The following is a 17,984-nucleotide window of genomic DNA, read 5'->3' on the forward strand; positions in this document are numbered from 1 at the left end:
TTGCTCGACCGACTCTTTTTTGTGGGAAAATACCTGCTCAGTTGTGATTTATGGTGCTGGGAGGCGCTTGTGGGCAAGGCTAAGGCTAAAGCGAAGAAAAAGACGACGGGGGCGCGGGCTAAGCGTGACCGTCGTCGGAAGCTTGCGACCGAAGCCCCCGCGTCTGCCGAGGAGTTGTTGACGAGCGTACCGGGGCTCGATGCGTTGCAGGATGTTCCGGCGTTTGACGATCTGCCGGTTGATGCCGCCCAACGGGCAGCCTTCGATGATTTTTGCGCGCAAGCCGAGGAACCCGAGCAGATGCAGTTGGGCGCCGTGGTGCGCCTGGACCGCGGGTTTCCGCTGGTGGCGACTGCCGATGACACGTTTCGTGCCGAGCATGCCGTGGGGTTTGCCAAGTCGCGCGGCGAGGACGAGGTCCTGCTGCCTGCCGTGGGCGACCGTGTGGCGGTGCGCCGCGCTCCCGGGCACGATATGGGCGTGATTGAGTGCGTGCTGCCGCGCCGTACGAGCTTTGAGCGTTGGCGTGGCCGTGCCCGCGGTGAGCGCCAAGTGCTCTGCTCCAACGTTGACAGCGTGCTGATCGTGCAGGCGCTCGGCGCCGGCGAGGTGCTGCTCGATCGCGTGGCGCGCTCACTGGTGTTGGCGCTCGATTGCGATGCCGAGCCGGTGGTGGTGCTCACCAAGGCCGACCGCTGCGATGCCGAGGAGCTCGAGCGCGATCTGGACCGCGTGCGCCGCCTGGTGGGTCCGGACGTGCGCGTGATCGTGACGTCCTCTGCCGAGGGCCGCGGCCTGGACGAGGTCCGTGCCTGCGTGCCTGCCGGGAGCTGCGCCATGATTCTGGGCGAGTCGGGTGCCGGCAAGTCGACGCTGCTCAATGCGCTGCTGGGCCACGATACGTTGGCGACCGGCGGTGTGCGCGAACGCGACGACCAGGGCCGTCACACTACCGTCGCGCGCGTGATGGTGACGCTGCCGGGCGACGCCGGTGTGATCGCCGATGCCCCGGGCCTGCGCAGCCTGCCGCTCGTGGGTCACGAGCGGGGTCTGGCGCGCGCTTTCCCCGAGATTGTCGAGGCATCGCGCGCGTGCCGGTTTGGCGATTGCACGCATGTCCATGAGCCGGGCTGCGCCGTTCGCGAGGCCGAGGACGCCGGGCAGATCGATAGCCTGCGTCTGGAAACGTTCCAAAACCTGGCGTCATCCATGCGCGTGAGCGCTCAAATGCTCGATCCCGATGTCCATCTGTAATTGATTTTTCCTATGACAGCCGTCTCCCAACTGTTCGGGAGACGGCTTTTTTGCTGCGGAAAAGCCTCGAAACATGCAGTTTGCTGATGTGCCGACCAAAACCTTGCCACGAGCTTGACGGGCTGGTCAGCTTTTGGTCAGCGATTGGTTTGACATCGAAAACCAAGATCGCGATTGCGCCGCTTTGCGCTCTGACCGCCCAGACAATGGTGGTACGGGCATTCGCCCGGCACTGCCATGAGAGGAGCGGCCGTGAACAAGAGCAAGCGCATCGCCATCAGTCTGGTCACGGGCGTGCTCGCTGCTCTGCTTTGCATGGTTTACGGCTCGTCGATCCGCTCGCAAGCCGAACAGGTCCAGGCTGAGACCTTGGCCAAGTACGGTGGCGATCGCGTCGAGGTATGCGTCGCGGCGCGCGATATCGATGTGGGCGAGACCCTCGATGAGACCAATGTCATAACCCAGGAATGGCTGACGAGTCTGCTGCCGCGTGACGCGGCGACCGAGCTGCGCCAGGTGCGCGGCGACGTGACGACTTCGCGTATTCCCAAAAACGCCGTGATCTGCAATGTCTACACCAAGGCCGAGAGCCGCAAGCTCGAGGTGCCTAAGGGCAAGGTCGCCGTTTCGGTGGCGGTCGATGCCGAGCACTCGGTCGGCGGTGCTACGGGCGTGGGCAGCTACGTGGATGTGTATGTGCAAAAAGACGGCGTAACCGATCGGCTGTGCGGCGCGCACGTGATCGATACCAGTGAGGATTCCGGTGCCACGCGCGAGGGCAAGATCGAATGGGTGACGCTGGCGGCTGACCCCGAAGACGTCAAGGAACTGCTGGGAGCCTCGGGCAAGGGAACGGTCAGCTTGACGATTCCCGCCACGGCGCGCGGCAAAAAGAGCGGAGGCGACGAGTGATGAAGGCAATCTGGCTTGCGTGCTGCGCGTGCGGCGATTACGGACTGTTGCAGCGGGAAGTCGAGGGCCGTGATGTGGGTGCACAGGTGCTTCGCGTGGGTGACCTGGACGGGCTGGTTTCCATGGCGCGGGCGTTTCCGTCGCGCCGCGGGGCTGCCATCATCGCGGCGTCTCTGTTTGATACCGAAGATGTGCGCAAGACTGTTGCGCGCCTGACGGCCGAAGGCCGCGTGAGTCGCGTGGTCGTGTTGATAGAAGCGCTCGATCCGTCGGATATCGAGGGGCTGTTTCGCGCGGGGGCGACCGAGGTCATCGCTGCACACAGTATATGCGGCAACGGGCGCGCGGGCGAGGGAGCGGTTGATTCCGATCGGCGCATGACGATTGAGCCCGATGCTTTTGTTGATAGGGAACCCGGGGCGCCTCGCGCTACAAGAGGCCCGCGTGTTGATGATTATGGAAAAGCGGAAGCCGAGCATGGTCGGCGCCCCCGGAACCCCCTTGTATACGATGACGCTGGAGGGCCGGCGCAGCATGCTGGCGACTCCCCGGCAGTAGATATGGGATACGTGCACGGCGTGAATCTGGCGGATGAACTCGACGAAGTTGAGGGCCTTGCCGGGTGCGGCGAGTTGTCGCTGATGCAGCATGAGCAGATTGCGCAGAACGAGCCTGCCTCGCAGACCGAACAAGCAGCCATGCCGGCTTGGACGCAGCACGTGGTTGCGGCGGGGGAGACGGGGACGCTGTCACCGACGCCCGCCCCGCCGCCTCCGATGCCGCCGGCAGACGCTACCGCTCCGCCGCATCGAGCTCCAGTCATCTGCGCTATTTCGGGTTCGGGCGGTTGCGGCAAGTCGACGATCGTTGCCACCATGGCACACACATCGTCGCTGTTGGGCTTGCGTGCCGCCGTGCTCGACCTGGACCTGATGTTTGGAAACCTTTACGACTTGTTAGGCGTCGATGCTCCGCGCGATATGGCGGCACTTATCGAGCCGTCGGCGGCGGGCATGCTCACCGAGCCGGATATCGTAGCCGCTTCGATGCGCGTGGCGCCGGGCGTTACGCTCTGGGGTCCCGTCGCGGCGCCCGAGCAAGCCGAGCTCATGGCACGTCCGGTGGAGCTACTGCTTGATGTTCTGCGTCGCGAATCCGACGTGGTCTTTATCGATACCTCGGTCTTTTGGGGCGACGCCGTGGCGGCTGCGGTGGCGGCGAGCGACCGTTGCCTGGTCGTTGGCGATGCGGCGGTGTCGTCCGCGGCATCGGCATCGCGCGTCATTGAACTGGCAGGTCGAGTAGGTGTGCCGCGCACGCGCATGAGCGCCGTGTTCAACCGGTTCGGTGCGCGCGGGGCAGACGAGGACGTCGCCATGCGCTTTGAGATTGCCTGTGCGTTAAGCTCCAAGATTCGTATCGCCGATGGCGGGCAGGATCTCGCCGCGCTCATGGCGTTTGGGCGCGCTGACGAGGCAGTGGGGCAGACCAGCGCTTTTGCGACTAGCGTGCGCGAGGCCACGCGCGAGATGCTCGTGGAACTGGGGTGCGCCGTCGGCCCTTGGAGCGATATGGTCGCCGACCGTGCAACGCGCACCGAACGCCCGCGTATCCGCCTTCCCTGGTCGCGCGAGGGTGATCAGCGATGAGCCTGCAAACGAGGATTAAGGCTGCCGGCGCTGCGGCGGCGGCAGCGCCTGTAGATGCGGGGCGTCGCCGCGCCGTGAAACGACGCGCCAAGCGCGCCGTGATGGACCGCATGGGTTACGACGAAGTGGCGCGTATCAGCGCCTATATCGACCCGGCACTTGCCCGCTCGGAATTGCGTCCTGCGGTGGAGGCGGCGCTCAATGTTGAGGAGCCGACCGATCTCGCGACGCCCGAGCGCGAGACTATCATCGACGAGATTTTGGATGACGTGGTGGGCTTGGGGCCGTTGCAGCCGCTCATCGAGGACGACACCGTTACCGAGATCATGATCAACGGCTGCCGCTCGGCTTTCTTTGAACGCGGCGGCGTCTTGTACCCCATCGAGCATGCGTTTGAGGATGATGAGCAGATCCGTGTGCTTATCGACCGCATTATCTCGCCACTTGGCCGCCGTATCGACGAGCGCAGCCCCATCGTCAACGCCCGCCTCAAAACGGGCTATCGCGTCAACGCGGTGATTCCGCCTGTGGCGATTGACGGACCGATTCTCACCATCCGAAAGTTCTCGGACCGTATCTGCTCGCTGGACGAGCTCGTGGGGTTGGGATCGCTGCCGCTTTGGTATGCGCAGCTGCTGTCGTGTGCGGTGTCGCTGCGACAGGACCTGGCGGTTGCGGGAGGCACGGGATCTGGTAAGACCACCCTGCTCAACGCGTTGTCATGTGAGATTTCCACCGGCGAGCGCATCGTGACGATCGAGGACTCTGCCGAGCTCAAGTTTGCGCATCATCCGCACGTGGTGCGCCTAGAGGCGCGCGAGGCTTCAATTGAGGGCGAGGGCGCGGTGACGATCCGCGACCTGGTGACTAATGCCCTGCGCATGCGCCCCGACCGCATCGTGGTGGGCGAGGTGCGCGGTGCCGAGTGCTGCGACATGTTGCAGGCCATGAACACGGGCCACGACGGGTCGCTCACCACGCTTCATGCGGGTTCAGAACAGGAGACCGTGGTGCGTCTGACGTTGCTTGCACGTTATGGCATCGATCTGCCGAGCGAGCTCATCGAGGAGCAGATTGCCATGGCACTCGACGGTATCGTGATGTCCGAGCGCCACGCCGATGGCAGGCGCTTCGTCTCCTCGTATTCGGGGGTGCGACGCGCCGCATCGGGCGGCGTAGAGCTCGAGCGCTATGTGACGTTCGATGCCGCCGAGCGCACCTGGACGCTTGACCGCGAGCCGCCGTTTATCGCAGAAGGCCTGCGGTCGGGGACGCTCACACAAGAGGAGGTGGACGAATGGAGATCACTGTGCCCCTCGTCGTAGGGGGCTTGGCAGGGCTTTCTGTCGCGACGGCGTGCGGGGCGGAACCTCGTGTGCCGCAGGTACCGCCGGCGGAGCTGGCACGTCAGGCGCTCGAGACGGTGGCAGAGAAGCTGCCGCGTGAGCTGGTGGAAAACGATCTGCTGAAAAAGATCGCCCGTTCGTGGGCATCGCTGGCTCCGGCGCATCGCCTTGGCCTCGTGATCGAAGATGCTTCGGGACGTTTGGCGTTTCTGCTGCTATCGAGCGGTGTCTGCTGCGTTTTACTAACGATGGTGTCGTTATCGCCCCTCGGATTTGCCTTGGGACTTGTTGCTCCGTTTGCCGTTGGTGCCGCTCGGGATGGCTTTGAGAGCCGGCGCGAGCAACACGATGCAGAAGAGGCAATGCCCGAGGCGTTTACCGCACTTTCCATGTCGCTTGCCTCGGGACATTCGCTGGCCCAGGGCATGCGCTTTGTGGGCGCTCATGCGCAAGAGCCAGTGCATACCGAGTTTTTGCGGGTGGCGGCGGCGATCGATTGCGGCATCTCGGCGACCGACGCGCTCGATGACTTGCTCGTGCGTATCGACGCCCCCGGTCTTTCGCTTGCGACCTTGGCGCTTAAGGTGTCTCAGCGCACCGGCGCTCCGCTTGCCGACTTACTGTCCGAGGCGTCGAGCATGGTGGGGGAGCGCATTGAGCTCAAGCGCCGCCTGGATGTTAAGACGTCGCAGGCCCGCATGTCTGCGCATATGGTCGCGGCGATGCCGGCGGGCATGTGCGCGGTGTTGGCGCTGCTTTCGGCAGATTTTCGTCGCGGTCTTGCGACGCCTGCCGGCGCGGGCGCTGTGGTGCTGGGTCTTGCCCTCAACGCCGTTGCCCTGGTGGTTATCCGGCGCATTATGCGGGTGGAGCTATGAGCGCCCCGGTTGCAGTTGCGGCTTGCCTGTGCGCCCTGAGTGTATTTGTCGCGACGGGTTTGGATCGGGCGGATGCACGCAAGATCGCAGGGGCCTGCAAGCGCGAGGCGGTGCTGGTCGCTGCCGCGGGTCGCTCGGTGGTCGATGCTCTGACCGCGCGAGTGAAGGGCGCGGTTGGAGCGGGCGGCCCGGCGCGAGTGTCGCTCGGCGAAGTGTCCGAGATGATCGATGTTGTGCGCTTGGGTCTTTCGGCCGGTCTTTCGTTTGATGCGGCGCTTGAGATTTTCTGCGCCAACCGCCGGTCAATGCTGGCTCTTCGCCTTGAGCGCGCCTGCATGGCGTGGCAGGTGGGCGTGGGCACGCGTGAGGACGAGTTGTTGGCCGCCGCGCGCGACCTGGACGTGCGAGCGCTCGAGACCTTTGCCATCACGGTGGGGCAGGCGCTCGCCCTGGGTGCCCCACTTGCCGAGACACTGGCCGCTCAAAGTCGCGAGATCCGTGCGGCTCATCGCGCCGCGGTCGAGCGCGAGATCGAGCGTGCGCCCGTCAAGCTGCTGATTCCCACCGGCACGCTCATCTTGCCGGCGTTGCTTCTGTCCATATTGGGCCCGCTGCTGGGAGCAGGCGGGATGACGTAGGGAGGAATACATGAACACGATGACTGACGCTGCTGGCAAGGTCCAGGGCTGGGCGTTTTGCCGGGCGGCACATGTTCGTCAGCGCGCCAAGGAACTATTGCAGGAGGAGAGTGCACAGGGTACCACCGAGTATGCCATCTTGGTCGGCGTGCTCGTGGTGATCGCGATTATCGCCATCGTCGCATTTAAGGGCAAGGTCCAAGATCTATGGAACGCTATCAGCGAGGGCATCAACAGCCTGTAGAGGGCGAACGCCCCGTCGGGGTGCTGCTGGTGTTTGCTTGCCTGACCGTGGCGATAGCGGCGGTGCTTTGGGGGCTTAACGCCGCGCGGCAGCAGCGTCCTGGGACCGCCTCCGATTTGGGCTCAGATTCGGCGGTGGCGTCTCAAAAAGATGAGATGCGAGATGCGGACGATTCGGATGTCGCTGTCACGGCGCAAACCTTTCTGCGGACGCTCGACAAGCGGTCTGGCACTGCGACGGATTCGCCTGAGGGCAACGCGATTGCGGTCCGACTTGCATGGTCCGAGGACCGACCGATGACCGAAGCGGCGGCGGATATGCTGCGTGCCTATCGCGAGGTACCCACGGCGCAACTTGCTCTGAGCGGCTATCTCGACATCAAGGGAAACGTGTGGGGCGCCATCGTACGCGACGGACGCGGCTGGGTCGATATGGTGACAATTGCCGCGGATGCTGGCGATGCTTCGTGTCGTCTGCGCGCCGTGCGCCTGAGCCCGCAGGCAACGGACCCAAAGGAGGGATCGTGAAATGCATGATGTCCTGCGTGAGGAATCTGCCCAGGCGACGGTCGAATACGCCATCGTCACGGTGGCGCTGTTATCGATCGTGCTGGCGATCGCGGGGCTTTGGCGTGCCGGCACCGATGGGCGCTTGGCGGCGCTGGTTGAGCGGGCGGCATCCCATGGCGTTGCCTCGACGTCGGTTATCGACGCCGCTGCGGCCGCTAAGGACATCGCGTTGTATTGATGCCGCGCGCGAGGACCGGGCGCAGTCTACGGTCGAGGCCGCTTTTTTGCTGCCGACGTTTCTGACACTCATCCTTCTCGCGCTGCAACCGGTGTGCCTGCTCTATACGCGCGCGGTCATGGAGTCTGCCGCCGCCGAGACCGCGCGGCTCATGACCACGACGACGGCGGAGGACGACGATCTTAAGGAGTTCACCCGCCGCCGACTTGCCGCAGTGCCCAACGTTTCGATCTTTCATGCCGGCGGGCCGTTGTCGTGGGATATCGAGCTTGGCCGGGCCGGTGCGGGTGGCGTCTCGTCCGTGTCCGTTTCCGGCGAGGTCAAGCCGTTGCCTGTGATCGGTGCGTTTGCGCAGGCTATGGGTGGTACCGCCGAGGGCGGCTACGTTGAGCTCAAGGTCGATGTCTCGTATCAATCGCGTCCCGAATGGCTGGAGGGAGATTATGATTCGTGGATTGCTGCATGGGATTAGGCGCTGCCTGTTGCGGGTGACGCAAGGGTTTGCGGCCCGCCGTCGACCAGGCGCTCTCCGCAAACGAGGCGGCTTTATGGGTCGAGCCGGTATCGACCTGTTTATCGAAGACGGTGCCTACACCACGCTCTCCTCTGCGGTGGTCATCTTGGTGGTGCTCACATTGTTGTTTTCGTCGACCGCGGCGATATGGAGCATGTCGCGTGCCGGGGACGCCCAGGTGGCGGCCGATAGCGGCGCGCTGGCGGGTGCCAACGTAGTGTCGTCCTATCACACGGCTGCCACGGTGGTTGATGCGAGTATCTTGAGTCTGGGGCTGGCGGGGTTTGCCACGATCGGGACGGGCCTGGTCGCCATCCTCATCCCGGGTGCCGAGCCGGTTGCCGGCAATATGGTCGACACCGGGATCGAGATCATTAAAACGCGCAACAAGTTTGCCAAAAGCGCATCGGAAGGCTTACAGAAAATCGAGACGGCTCTGCCGTATCTGATCGCCGCGCGTGCCACGCAGGCGGTGTCGGCGCAGGATACCGATAGTGTGACCTATACCGGTACGGCGCTTGCCGTGCCCAGGACATCCGAGTCTGACTTCGCTGCGCTCGAGGGGTCCGAGATCTCGACCGATGCCATTAAAGACACATCAGATGATTTAGAGTGTGCGGCCGAGGAGCTGCGGAAGGCTTCTGAGGACACGGCGAAGGCTAAAGAGCGTGCTTGGCTGGCGGATTGTGGTGGGTCTGACAAGGGCTCGGTCGGCAGCTGTTCTTGCATGTGGGAGCGTGCGAAAAGCCTAACGGATCTCTCCGGTGTTCAAAATCCGCATTACTCATCGAGCGTTACGTGGGAGCCCCAAGTTGCCCTTGATCGCGCGAAGGACTACTACCATTGGCGTCTGACAAATGAGAAGCCCCACGGCTCGAGTGTCGAGATGAAGGCAGAGTCTGCGGCGCGTAAGGCGTTTTATACCTATGCGAGCGCGGAGGTCGATCGGGCACATATAACCGAGAACGGAGACAGGGTTTCCTCCTATATTCCGCTGCTGCCGCGCAACTCTGATGAGGTTCGGGCGACGGAACTCTATACCGATGCGGTGTGGCCGACTAGCGTGAACGATGACAAGGCGTATCTGCATTACGGGACGACCTGCCCTAACTATAAGAAAGGGACGCCGAGCGGATTTGCTTCGGTTGCCGATTACGATGGACAGGATAAATGCAGCAAATGCCATTTTGGCGTTTTGTCGCTTGGTGCTGTTGCGGCGCCTTCAACCTCTATCGAAAACGGCTTCGAATATCACTTCGACGAGTTCAAAAAGGCCTTGGAGGAATACGTCAAATGTCGGAACAAAGAGCTTGAGCTCATGCGTCAGACCGAGGATGAGGCCGACCGTGCGAGCAATGCGTTTGACCAGGCCATTAAAGCGCTTTCGGGCGAGCGTCCGCGTATCGCTCCGCCCGGTCGCAACGGCGTGGTTGCCTTTGCGGTTTCGGGTGCCATCTCGAGCCCCGATGAGCTCAACTCTTCGTTTAACACGGCAGTCAGGCTTGGCGATCGCGGTGCCATCTCTGCCGCGGTGCTGGCGCCCGATGAGGCGACGGCGCAAAACAACGTGCTTTCGCGATTTTTCTCGACATTGAAGGAACGCTCGGGTGGCGTTGCCGGCGTACTCGATGGCGTCATGGATGTCTGGGGACGGCTGCTTGTGGGATACGGAGACATCCAAGGTTCGGCCGACGAACTTATGGACGAGATGATTAAAGGCCTAGGAGGGGGCAGCGGCGCGTTGGGCTCCATCGCATCGTGGCTCGGCGATACCGTTTCGGCGTCCGTGGCGGCGCTGGGTTTGGAACCGTGCGACTTGCGCCTGCGAAAGCCGGTGCTGACTGATTCCGCCAACGTCATTAAGAGCCCGGGGTCTGACATTGCTGGTCTCTCTCAAGCGCAAGACAAACTGCGAAGTATTCCGTTGGGCGTGACCGATCCCAAGGCGCTTTGCGAGGCGTTGGAATATCAAGTCGAACGCACCATCAGCGGTACGGTGTTCACGCTTGCGGAGATTCCTCTGCCCGGCGGCGGCTCCATCCCGCTCACCGTCGATGTCGCCACGCTGGTTGGCGCTCTGGGCGGTGGGTCGTAATGAGTATCCGCATGCGTCTGCGCGAGGAGCGCGCCCAAGCGACGGTGGAGATAGCAGTGGTTACGCCCGTTTTGCTGGTGCTGGCACTCATCGTATACAACGTCATGATCTATGCCAGCGCTGTCGCGCGCTTCGACCGCGTGGTGCCCGACATCGTGTTGGCGCACGCCGTGGCGCCGAGCGGGGAGGGCGACGAAAGCTCTGTCGATGCCTCGGCGACGGTCCGGACTCAAATTCTGAATGCCATGGAGGGCTATGACTTGCAGATCGAAGTGTCGAGCGAGCAAGGCGCGGAGGCATCGGATGGTGGCCTGCTCTCCCTATCCGGTACGTTTAGGACCTACACCTGCACCATGCACTATGAGCCGTGGCCGACTTCTCTCAGCATCGCTGGCGTTCCGCTGGGGGCGCCGACAACGTTGTCGCACGAGCGCGCGGTGACGGTCGATCCATGGCGTCCGGGGGTGGTCATGTGACCGCGGTCTCGTCCTACATCGCCTACGCGCGGGCACTCAATAGGCTGGGCTGGACGCCGGCCGAGTTTGCGGTGGCGGAGTCGTTTGCCGTGCGCCTGCGCGGCATGCTGGGACGGTGTCCGGTTGCCGCCAACGGTCTGCCGCTCGTCATGGCATTTCCACGCTGCTCTTCGGTCCATACGTGTTTTATGGCCTATCCCATCGATATCGCCTTTATCGATGCACGTGGCTATGTCCTCGTATGCTACGAAAACGTACGTCCCTGGCGTATGTGCTCCTGCCCCGGCGCCTGGGCCGTACTAGAGCGTCCTTCAATCATTGTTTCGACCCCTGCTCTCCAACGCGTGCCGGCTTAAGAATTGGCGACAGCGGACTTTCGTCATACGAAATTGGGTAAGATGGAGGAGAAGATGCATGGATGTTGAGATCCATCCCAACGCTAAAAAGCACCTGACGGAAAAGCAGGTGCTTAGCGCTTGGCTTGCGGTTACTGAGTGCATTCGTCGCGAGCCGAAGGACGAGCCGCCGAGATGGCTTGCGATTGGATGGCTCCCAGACGGACGAAGCGTGGAGCTTGTCGCGGTCGAGCTTGTCCGTGGGGGCTTATCATTCATGCCTTGTCTCCAGTCCAGAAGAAATTTTGGCAGGAGATTGAACGGGCTCGGCAAAGGGGTCGATGATGGGCAAGACGTATACGGCCGCTAATGGTCAGGTTGTAACGGATGAAATGATTGACGCGTGGTGCGAGTCGTACGAGCGCGGAGAGTTTCCGGATGGCGAACACACCGTTGGTGGGATCGTGCATGGACGGCCCCCACTCTCAGGTGAGGGGACGGCAACGCTGTCGGTCAAGATTCCTCTGGGAATGAAGGAGGCCATTCGTCGACGGGCGGCTGCCGAGGGGATGACGCCAAGTGAGTTTGCCCGTGCGGCTCTGAGCGAAAAACTTCTTGCTGCCGGCTGATGCCTCTGACGTGCCGATTTAAAGAACCGAGGCTGTGCTCAAAAACTTTTTTGAAATTCTCGGTTGACCGGAACGCGTCCTTGGTTATACTAATCAAGCCTTGAAACAAGGCACACCTCAAATGGCTGGGTAGCTCAGTTGGTAGAGCAGAGGACTGAAAATCCTCGTGTCAGGGGTTCGATTCCCTTCCCCGCCACCTTGAATTGACTAGGACCTCTGCAAAGGGGTCCTTTTCTTTTATGTAGCCCTCGCACGGAATCGAACCCCGTGAGGGCGCGGAGCTGAGTAAACGCGTAAGCGTTTGCCAGCGCAGCTCGCAAGGCGCGTAAGCGCCGCAGCGGTCCGTCCGCGCAGCGCGCGGACGCGATTCCCTTCCCCGCCACCTTGAATTGACTAGGACCTCTGTAAAGGGGTCCTTTTCTTTTATGTAGGGTTCTGCGGAAACTGCGTCCCAGATCCTGCGCTCAGAACGGGATGCATTTTCCGGTTGGGCCTGCTAACGGAAAATGCGCCCCATTATTGAGCGATAGAACGGGACACACTTTCCGGTGCCTGCCTCCGGCGCGCGTACACACCTCGTCGCACCATTCCGAGTCCGTCTGCTCCCAGACATTCCTCCCACTTTCGCGTCACTTTGCAGACCGTTCGGTCGCCTGTCCGCACACGCGGGTATACTCAAAACGATACTTATCCTACGCAATACGATGCGGGTTCGACCTGCATGATCCGAAGGGGGCAGTGATGGAGAGGATACTCGGCGTTAATCTCTCTGGCTGGTTTATTCCCGAGCCTTGGGTGACCCCGTCGCTGTACGCGGCGACCGGTGCATCCAACGCGGCTGAGCTACAGGAGGCCATGGGTACCGCCGCCTATAACGAGCGCATGCGCCGCCATTACGAGACGTTTGTGAGCGAGGACGATTTTCGCCGCATGGCGCAGATCGGTCTCAATGCCGTGCGTCTGCCGGTGCCCTGGTATGCCTTTGGCTCACAGGAGTCCGATGCCTCCTACATATCGGTTGTCGATTACATCGACCGCGCAATTGAGTGGGCTGCCAAGTACGACATCCGCGTGCTGCTCGATCTGGCAACCGTGCCCGGTGGCCAGGGCGATTCCAACGATTCGCCCACCACGCCGGAGGCTGTTGCCGAGTGGCATTCGTCCACCAACGGCCGTCATGTCGCACTCGACGTGCTCGAGCGCTTGGCCGATCGCTATGGCGAGGCCGAGAGCCTGCTGGGCATTGAGCTGCTGGACACGCCGCAGATGAGCGTTCGCAAGAGCCTCTTCACCATGACGGATGGCATTCCTGCTCACTACCTGCGCAATTTCTATCGCGATGCCTACGAGCTCGTCCGTTCGTATATGCCCGAGGATAAGATCGTCGTCTTCTCGTCGTCGGGGCATCCCAGCGAGTGGAAGCATTTTATGCGCGGCGCCAAGTACAAGAACGTCTACATGGATCTTCACCTGTACCATTACCGCGACGAGTATGCGCTCGACATCACGAGCCCTCGCGGGCTGACGACGGCGATTTCGCGTAACAAGCGCGAGCTTAAAGAAGCGATTTCGACTGGGTTCCCCGTGCTGGTGGGCGAATGGTCGGGTGCGGCGATCTTTGCCAACTCGTCGGTTACGCCCGAGGGCCGCAATGCCTACGAGCGCGTGTTTATCGCCAACCAGCTGGCTTCGTTTGCGCCGGCTGCCGGTTGGTTCTTCCAAACGTGGAAGACCGAGAAGCGCATTGCAGCATGGGACGCTCGCGCGGCGCTCGGTACGCTCGAACGCGGCATGATTGAATAGGTTGATATGACGCAAAACAGCGCCCACACGGGCAAACTCTATGTGGTCGGCACGCCCATCGGTAACCTGGGCGACCTGTCCCCGCGCGTTGGCGAGGCGTTTGCCGCCGCCGATGCCATTTGCTGCGAAGACACGCGTGTGACGTCAAAGCTGCTGATGCACCTGGGAATTTCCAAGCCGCTTGTCCGTTGCGACGAGAATGTGATCGCCAGCCGCGCCGCCGGCCTGGTCGACCGTCTGCTGGCGGGGGAGACCCTCGCCTTTGCCTCGGACGCCGGCATGCCGAGCGTGTCCGATCCCGGCCAGGCGCTGGTCGAGGCGGCACGTGAGGCCGATGTGCCCGTCGAAGTTATCCCCGGGCCCTCTGCTTGCGTCACGGCGCTCGTTTCGTCCGGCATTCCCTGTGAGCATTTTTTCTTCGAGGGCTTTTTGGGCCGAAAGCACGGCGACCGCGTGCGTCGTTTGCAGCGCCTTGCCGTGGTGCCCGGCGCACTCATCTTCTACGAGTCTCCACATCGCATCGTGGCGACGCTCGAGGCCGTGGCGGAGGTCTTTCCCCAGCGTGAGGTTGCCGTCTGCCGCGAACTCACCAAGCTGCACGAGGAGGTCTTGCGCGGGCCCGCCGCCCAGCTCGCCGAAGAGCTGCGTGCTCGCGGCGAGGTAAAGGGCGAGATTGCGCTGGTCATCGCGCCGCCGAGCGAGGACGAGGATGTCGGCATCGTGCCGGTTGGCGCCGCGGCAGCGGATCCCGATGAGGCCCTGCGCGAGGATATCCGCGCCGCGCTCGAGGAGGGGGAGCCCGCCTCTGCGGTGGCCAAGCGCCTGTCTCAGAAGTATTCGCGCCGCAAGCGCGATGTCTATGCCATGGTGCTCGATATGCAATAGATGGAGGATATCCAGCCCTTGCGCTAGAATCATCCCCTGTATGCAACGTTTTTCTGGAGGACAAACCCCATGGATCAAAGCAAGCCTTCGTTCTTTATCACGACGCCCATCTACTACGTCAACGCCGATCCGCACCTGGGCACGGCTTATTCCACCATCATCGCCGACGTTCAGGCTCGCTATCGCCGCTCCGCCGGCTATAACGTCAAGTTCCTGACCGGCATGGACGAGCACGGCGAGAAGGTCGCCGAGGCCGCAGCCAAGCATGGTATGACGCCGCAGGAGTGGACCGACAGCCAGGCCCCGCACTTCAAGGAGCTTTGGAGCAAGCTCGAGATTTCCAACGACGACTTCATCCGCACCACCGAGCCGCGCCAGCATCATGCCGTGCAGTACCTGTGGGAGCGCATGAAGGAGTCCGGTTACCTGTATAAGGGCAGCTACGACGGCTGGTATTGCGTGCCTGACGAGACCTACTTCACCGATACGCAGGTCCAGAAGGGCGACGAGGAGTACGGCAGCGTCGGCCAGCACCTGTGCCCCGACTGCCACCGTCCGCTTGAGCGCGTGCAGGAGGAGTCCTACTTCTTTAAGCTTTCCGCCTTCCAGGACAAGCTGCTCAAGCTCTATGACGAGCATCCTGACTTTGTCGAGCCTGCGTTCCGCATGAACGAGGTGCGCAGCTTTGTCGAGGGCGGCCTTAACGACCTTTCCGTGAGCCGCACGAGCTTTGACTGGGGCATTCAGGTCCCGTTTGACGAGGGCCACGTGACCTACGTGTGGTTCGATGCGCTGCTCAACTATATGACGGCCGTCGGCTACGGTGTCGATACCGACGAGGCGCGTGCCGAGCTGGCCTATCGCTGGCCCGCGCAGTTCCACATCGTGGGTAAGGACATCATCCGCTTCCACTGCGTCATTTGGCCCGCCATGCTCATGGCCATCGGCGAGGCCCTGCCCGAGCACGTTTTTGCCCACGGCTTCCTGACCGTGCGCAATGCCGAGACCGGCAAGGCCGAGAAGATGTCCAAGAGCCGCGGCAACGCTATCGCTCCGCAGGACGTTATCGACATGCTGGGCGTCGAGGGCTATCGCTACTACTTTATGACCGACGTCGTCCCCGGCACCGACGGCGCCATCAGCTTCGATCGCATGGAGCAGGTCTACAACGCCGACCTGGCCAACAGCTGGGGCAACCTCATCTCGCGTTCGCTCAACATGAGCGGCAAGTACTTTGACGGCTGCGCGCCCGCCAAGCCCGCATCGTTCGATGCGTTCGACAACCCGCTGGCAAAGATCGCCGACGGCCTGGTCGAGCGCTACATGGCCAAGATGGACGTGCTCGATTACGGCGGAGCCAAGGACGAGGTTATGGAGCTCATCCACGCCGCCAACCACTACATCGAGGACTCCGAGCCTTGGGCGCTTGCCAAGGATGAGGCTAAGGCTGACGAGCTGGCATTTGTGATCTACAACCTGCTCGAGGCCATCCGCATTGCCGCTCACCTGCTGATGCCGCTCATGCCTCAGACCTCTGCCGAAGCCCTGCGCCGCCTGTCCTGCGAGGACGAGGCCGCGAGCGACGACCTCAAGGGCATTTGCGCTTGGGGCCTGCTTGCCGGTGGTCAGCCCGTCGAGAAGGGTGAGCCGCTGTTCCCGCGTCTGGGCTAAGACGCCGCGCGCCATATCGGCAATTTGCTGTTTAGATGTAAGGGCATGGCCGCAACGGTCCATGCCCTTTTGTTTCAAGACGCCGCCATCATGCTAAGGAGGCAACTATGACAACTTCGCCTTTGGCAAACCCCACGGCAACAAGGGAGCTGCTGGAGGAGTTTGGCCTTGCGACCAAGCATCGCCTGGGCCAGAACTTCCTGATCGACAACCATGTAATTGAGCGCATTTGCGAGCTTTCCGAGCTCACGGGCGATGAGCGCGTGCTCGAGGTTGGCCCGGGCGTTGGTACGCTCACGCTCGCGCTGCTGCAGGAGGCGGCGTGCGTCACGTCGATCGAGGCCGATCCCGAACTCGAACCGGTGCTCGATGCCCATGCCGCCGACTATGCCAACTTCCGCTTTATCATGGGCGACGCGCTCAAGGTGACGACGGGGCAGATTGAGCAGACTGCAGGCGGTGAGCCGACGGTATTTGTCGCGAACCTGCCCTATAACGTGGCGGCGACGATCATCCTGCAGTTCTTCCAGACGATGCCCGCGCTCAAGCGTGCCGTGGTCATGGTTCAAAAGGAGGTTGCCGATCGCATTGCCGCGGTGCCGGGTAACAAGACCTATGGCGGCTACACGGCAAAGCTCGGCCTGTATGCGCAGGTTACGGGTCGCTTTGAGGTGCCGCCACGTTGCTTTATGCCGGCACCGCACGTGGACTCGGCCGTCGTGCGTATCGACCGTGTTGACGGCGTGGCGCCCGAAGGACTCGATCGCGAGTTTGTGGCCCGCGTGATTGATGCTGCATTTGCTCAGCGCCGCAAGACCATCCGCAATTCCATGAGCGCCAACGGCTTTGCCAAGGACGTGCTCGACGCCGCCTTTGAGGCTTGCGGTATCGCACCCACCACGCGCGCAGAAACGCTTGATGTTGCCGACTTTATCCGCCTGGCTCAGGAGCTCATCCATGATGCCTAATGCCGAACGCGTGACGTTTACCAAGAAAAAGAAGACGGTTGCTTGTCCCGTGCCCTTGGCACCGCTTGCTGACACGCATGCGCATCTGCTTTCGTTTTGGGGGAAAGAAGTGCCCGAGACGCTCGTGCGCGCCAAAGCCGCGGGCGTCGACCTGTTGGTGACGATGCTCGACCCCATCGCCGACAAGCGCAGCGTGACGGACTATAGCGACTGGCTCGTGCGCGAAATTCTGCCGATGCGGGATATTCCGCAGATCAAGTATCTCGCTGGCGTTCACCCCTATGGCGCGCCGGATTATACCGATGACATTCACGCGCAGGTTGTTGCTGCGCTCGATGACCCTTTGTGCGCCGGTATCGGCGAGATCGGTCTGGACTACCACATGGATTACGACGACGACATCGCGCCGGCGCCCCACAGTGTGCAGATTGATTGCATGGCGCGTCAGCTCGAAGTTGCCGTGCGCCGCAATGTGCCGGTGGAGCTGCACCTGCGGCACGAGGACTCGGATGGGGAGCGCACCTCGCATATGGATGCGTACAACGTGCTGCGCGAGGTGGGTGTGCCTCAGGCCGGTTGCGTGCTGCACTGCTTTGGCGAGGACCGCGCCACGATGGAGCGCTTTGTGGAACTGGGCTGCTATATCGCCTATGGTGGTGCGGCCACCTTTAAGCGCAACGACGACGTGCGCGAGGCATTTGCGGCGACCCCGCTCGACCGCATTTTGTTCGAGACGGATTGCCCGTATATGGCGCCGGAGCCCATTCGCGGTCTTGAATGCGAGCCAGCAATGATCTCCATTACGGCAAACGCGCTGGTTAACGACCGTGTCGATCGCATTGGTGAGGACGCCGAAACAATCGCGCATGCCGCTTGGGAAAATGCCTGCAAACTTTTTCAAAAATAGTTCTTGCGTTCGCGGTGGCGCTCCGTTATTCTA

General features: G+C 62.2%; 20 protein-coding genes and 1 tRNA gene. All 21 read left to right on the forward strand.

Annotated features, from left to right (window positions below; all coding sequences use genetic code 11):
- The first annotated feature begins 300 nt into the window (after positions 1-300).
- The 21 genes from rsgA (at position 301) to DW925_RS01275 (ending at position 17,951) form a co-directional block, all read left to right on the forward strand.
- On the forward strand, positions 301-1,254 hold the full coding sequence (rsgA, locus tag DW925_RS01175) for a ribosome small subunit-dependent GTPase A (protein ID WP_199575496.1): 954 nt from the start codon (positions 301-303) through the stop codon (positions 1,252-1,254).
- Between the two features lie 252 nt (positions 1,255-1,506).
- Complete coding sequence (gene cpaB / locus DW925_RS01180; protein ID WP_233540205.1) at positions 1,507-2,166, forward strand: Flp pilus assembly protein CpaB; 660 nt, start codon at positions 1,507-1,509, stop codon at positions 2,164-2,166.
- Positions 2,166-3,815, forward strand: a complete 1,650-nt coding sequence (locus tag DW925_RS01185) for a P-loop NTPase (RefSeq protein WP_117790191.1) — start codon at positions 2,166-2,168, stop codon at positions 3,813-3,815. Before cpaB ends, DW925_RS01185 begins: the two co-directional genes overlap by 1 nt.
- Positions 3,812-5,140, forward strand: coding sequence for a CpaF family protein (locus DW925_RS01190; RefSeq protein ID WP_117790192.1), 1,329 nt, complete (start codon positions 3,812-3,814; stop codon positions 5,138-5,140). The genes DW925_RS01185 and DW925_RS01190 overlap by 4 nt, the downstream gene beginning before the upstream one ends.
- Positions 5,113-6,039: a type II secretion system F family protein gene (locus tag DW925_RS01195; RefSeq protein WP_117790193.1), complete on the forward strand. Its 927-nt coding sequence runs from the start codon at positions 5,113-5,115 to the stop codon at positions 6,037-6,039. The genes DW925_RS01190 and DW925_RS01195 overlap by 28 nt, the downstream gene beginning before the upstream one ends.
- Positions 6,036-6,677, forward strand: a complete 642-nt coding sequence (locus DW925_RS01200; RefSeq protein ID WP_117790194.1) for a type II secretion system F family protein — start codon at positions 6,036-6,038, stop codon at positions 6,675-6,677. The genes DW925_RS01195 and DW925_RS01200 overlap by 4 nt, the downstream gene beginning before the upstream one ends.
- Positions 6,678-6,687: 10 nt before the next feature.
- On the forward strand, positions 6,688-6,921 hold the full coding sequence (locus tag DW925_RS01205; RefSeq protein ID WP_089572694.1) for a hypothetical protein: 234 nt from the start codon (positions 6,688-6,690) through the stop codon (positions 6,919-6,921).
- Positions 6,885-7,448, forward strand: a complete 564-nt coding sequence (locus DW925_RS01210) for a hypothetical protein (RefSeq protein ID WP_147349506.1) — start codon at positions 6,885-6,887, stop codon at positions 7,446-7,448. Before DW925_RS01205 ends, DW925_RS01210 begins: the two co-directional genes overlap by 37 nt.
- A gap of 1 nt (position 7,449) precedes the next feature.
- Positions 7,450-7,668, forward strand: a complete 219-nt coding sequence (locus tag DW925_RS01215; protein ID WP_117563704.1) for a hypothetical protein — start codon at positions 7,450-7,452, stop codon at positions 7,666-7,668.
- The gene (locus DW925_RS01220; RefSeq protein ID WP_117563703.1) at positions 7,604-8,140 is read left to right on the forward strand and encodes a TadE/TadG family type IV pilus assembly protein; all 537 of its coding nucleotides are present in this window, start codon (positions 7,604-7,606) and stop codon (positions 8,138-8,140) included. The genes DW925_RS01215 and DW925_RS01220 overlap by 65 nt, the downstream gene beginning before the upstream one ends.
- 76 nt (positions 8,141-8,216) lie before the next feature.
- Positions 8,217-10,277, forward strand: coding sequence for a hypothetical protein (locus DW925_RS01225; protein WP_117790196.1), 2,061 nt, complete (start codon positions 8,217-8,219; stop codon positions 10,275-10,277).
- Complete coding sequence (locus DW925_RS01230; RefSeq protein ID WP_117563701.1) at positions 10,277-10,753, forward strand: TadE/TadG family type IV pilus assembly protein; 477 nt, start codon at positions 10,277-10,279, stop codon at positions 10,751-10,753. The genes DW925_RS01225 and DW925_RS01230 overlap by 1 nt, the downstream gene beginning before the upstream one ends.
- A complete protein-coding gene (locus tag DW925_RS01235) occupies positions 10,750-11,109 on the forward strand; it encodes a DUF192 domain-containing protein (RefSeq protein WP_226790440.1) in 360 nt (119 codons plus the stop codon). Before DW925_RS01230 ends, DW925_RS01235 begins: the two co-directional genes overlap by 4 nt.
- A 58-nt stretch (positions 11,110-11,167) precedes the next feature.
- Positions 11,168-11,458 (forward strand): hypothetical protein, encoded by a 291-nt coding sequence (locus tag DW925_RS01240; protein ID WP_117583813.1) that lies wholly within the window; start codon positions 11,168-11,170, stop codon positions 11,456-11,458.
- Positions 11,433-11,717: a ribbon-helix-helix domain-containing protein gene (locus DW925_RS01245; RefSeq protein ID WP_035137167.1), complete on the forward strand. Its 285-nt coding sequence runs from the start codon at positions 11,433-11,435 to the stop codon at positions 11,715-11,717. Before DW925_RS01240 ends, DW925_RS01245 begins: the two co-directional genes overlap by 26 nt.
- Before the next feature lie 123 nt (positions 11,718-11,840).
- A tRNA-Phe gene (locus DW925_RS01250) sits at positions 11,841-11,913 on the forward strand.
- A 545-nt stretch (positions 11,914-12,458) separates the two neighbouring features.
- The gene (locus DW925_RS01255) at positions 12,459-13,520 is read left to right on the forward strand and encodes a glycoside hydrolase family 5 protein (protein ID WP_055309641.1); all 1,062 of its coding nucleotides are present in this window, start codon (positions 12,459-12,461) and stop codon (positions 13,518-13,520) included.
- 6 nt (positions 13,521-13,526) lie between these two features.
- Positions 13,527-14,405: a 16S rRNA (cytidine(1402)-2'-O)-methyltransferase gene (gene rsmI, locus DW925_RS01260; protein ID WP_117790197.1), complete on the forward strand. Its 879-nt coding sequence runs from the start codon at positions 13,527-13,529 to the stop codon at positions 14,403-14,405.
- Positions 14,406-14,474: 69 nt separating this feature from the next.
- Positions 14,475-16,076, forward strand: a complete 1,602-nt coding sequence (metG, locus tag DW925_RS01265; RefSeq protein WP_117790198.1) for a methionine--tRNA ligase — start codon at positions 14,475-14,477, stop codon at positions 16,074-16,076.
- 107 nt (positions 16,077-16,183) lie between these two features.
- Positions 16,184-17,044 carry a 16S rRNA (adenine(1518)-N(6)/adenine(1519)-N(6))-dimethyltransferase RsmA gene (rsmA, locus tag DW925_RS01270; protein WP_117790199.1) on the forward strand — a complete coding sequence of 287 codons (861 nt, stop codon included), beginning with the start codon at positions 16,184-16,186 and terminating at the stop codon, positions 17,042-17,044.
- Entirely contained in the window at positions 17,034-17,951 is a 918-nt protein-coding gene (locus DW925_RS01275; protein WP_117790200.1) for a TatD family hydrolase, read from the forward strand. Before rsmA ends, DW925_RS01275 begins: the two co-directional genes overlap by 11 nt.
- Positions 17,952-17,984 lie beyond the last annotated feature (33 nt).

It is taken from the genome of Collinsella sp. AM43-1, assembly GCF_003467925.1.
In the GTDB taxonomy this organism is placed as follows: domain Bacteria; phylum Actinomycetota; class Coriobacteriia; order Coriobacteriales; family Coriobacteriaceae; genus Collinsella.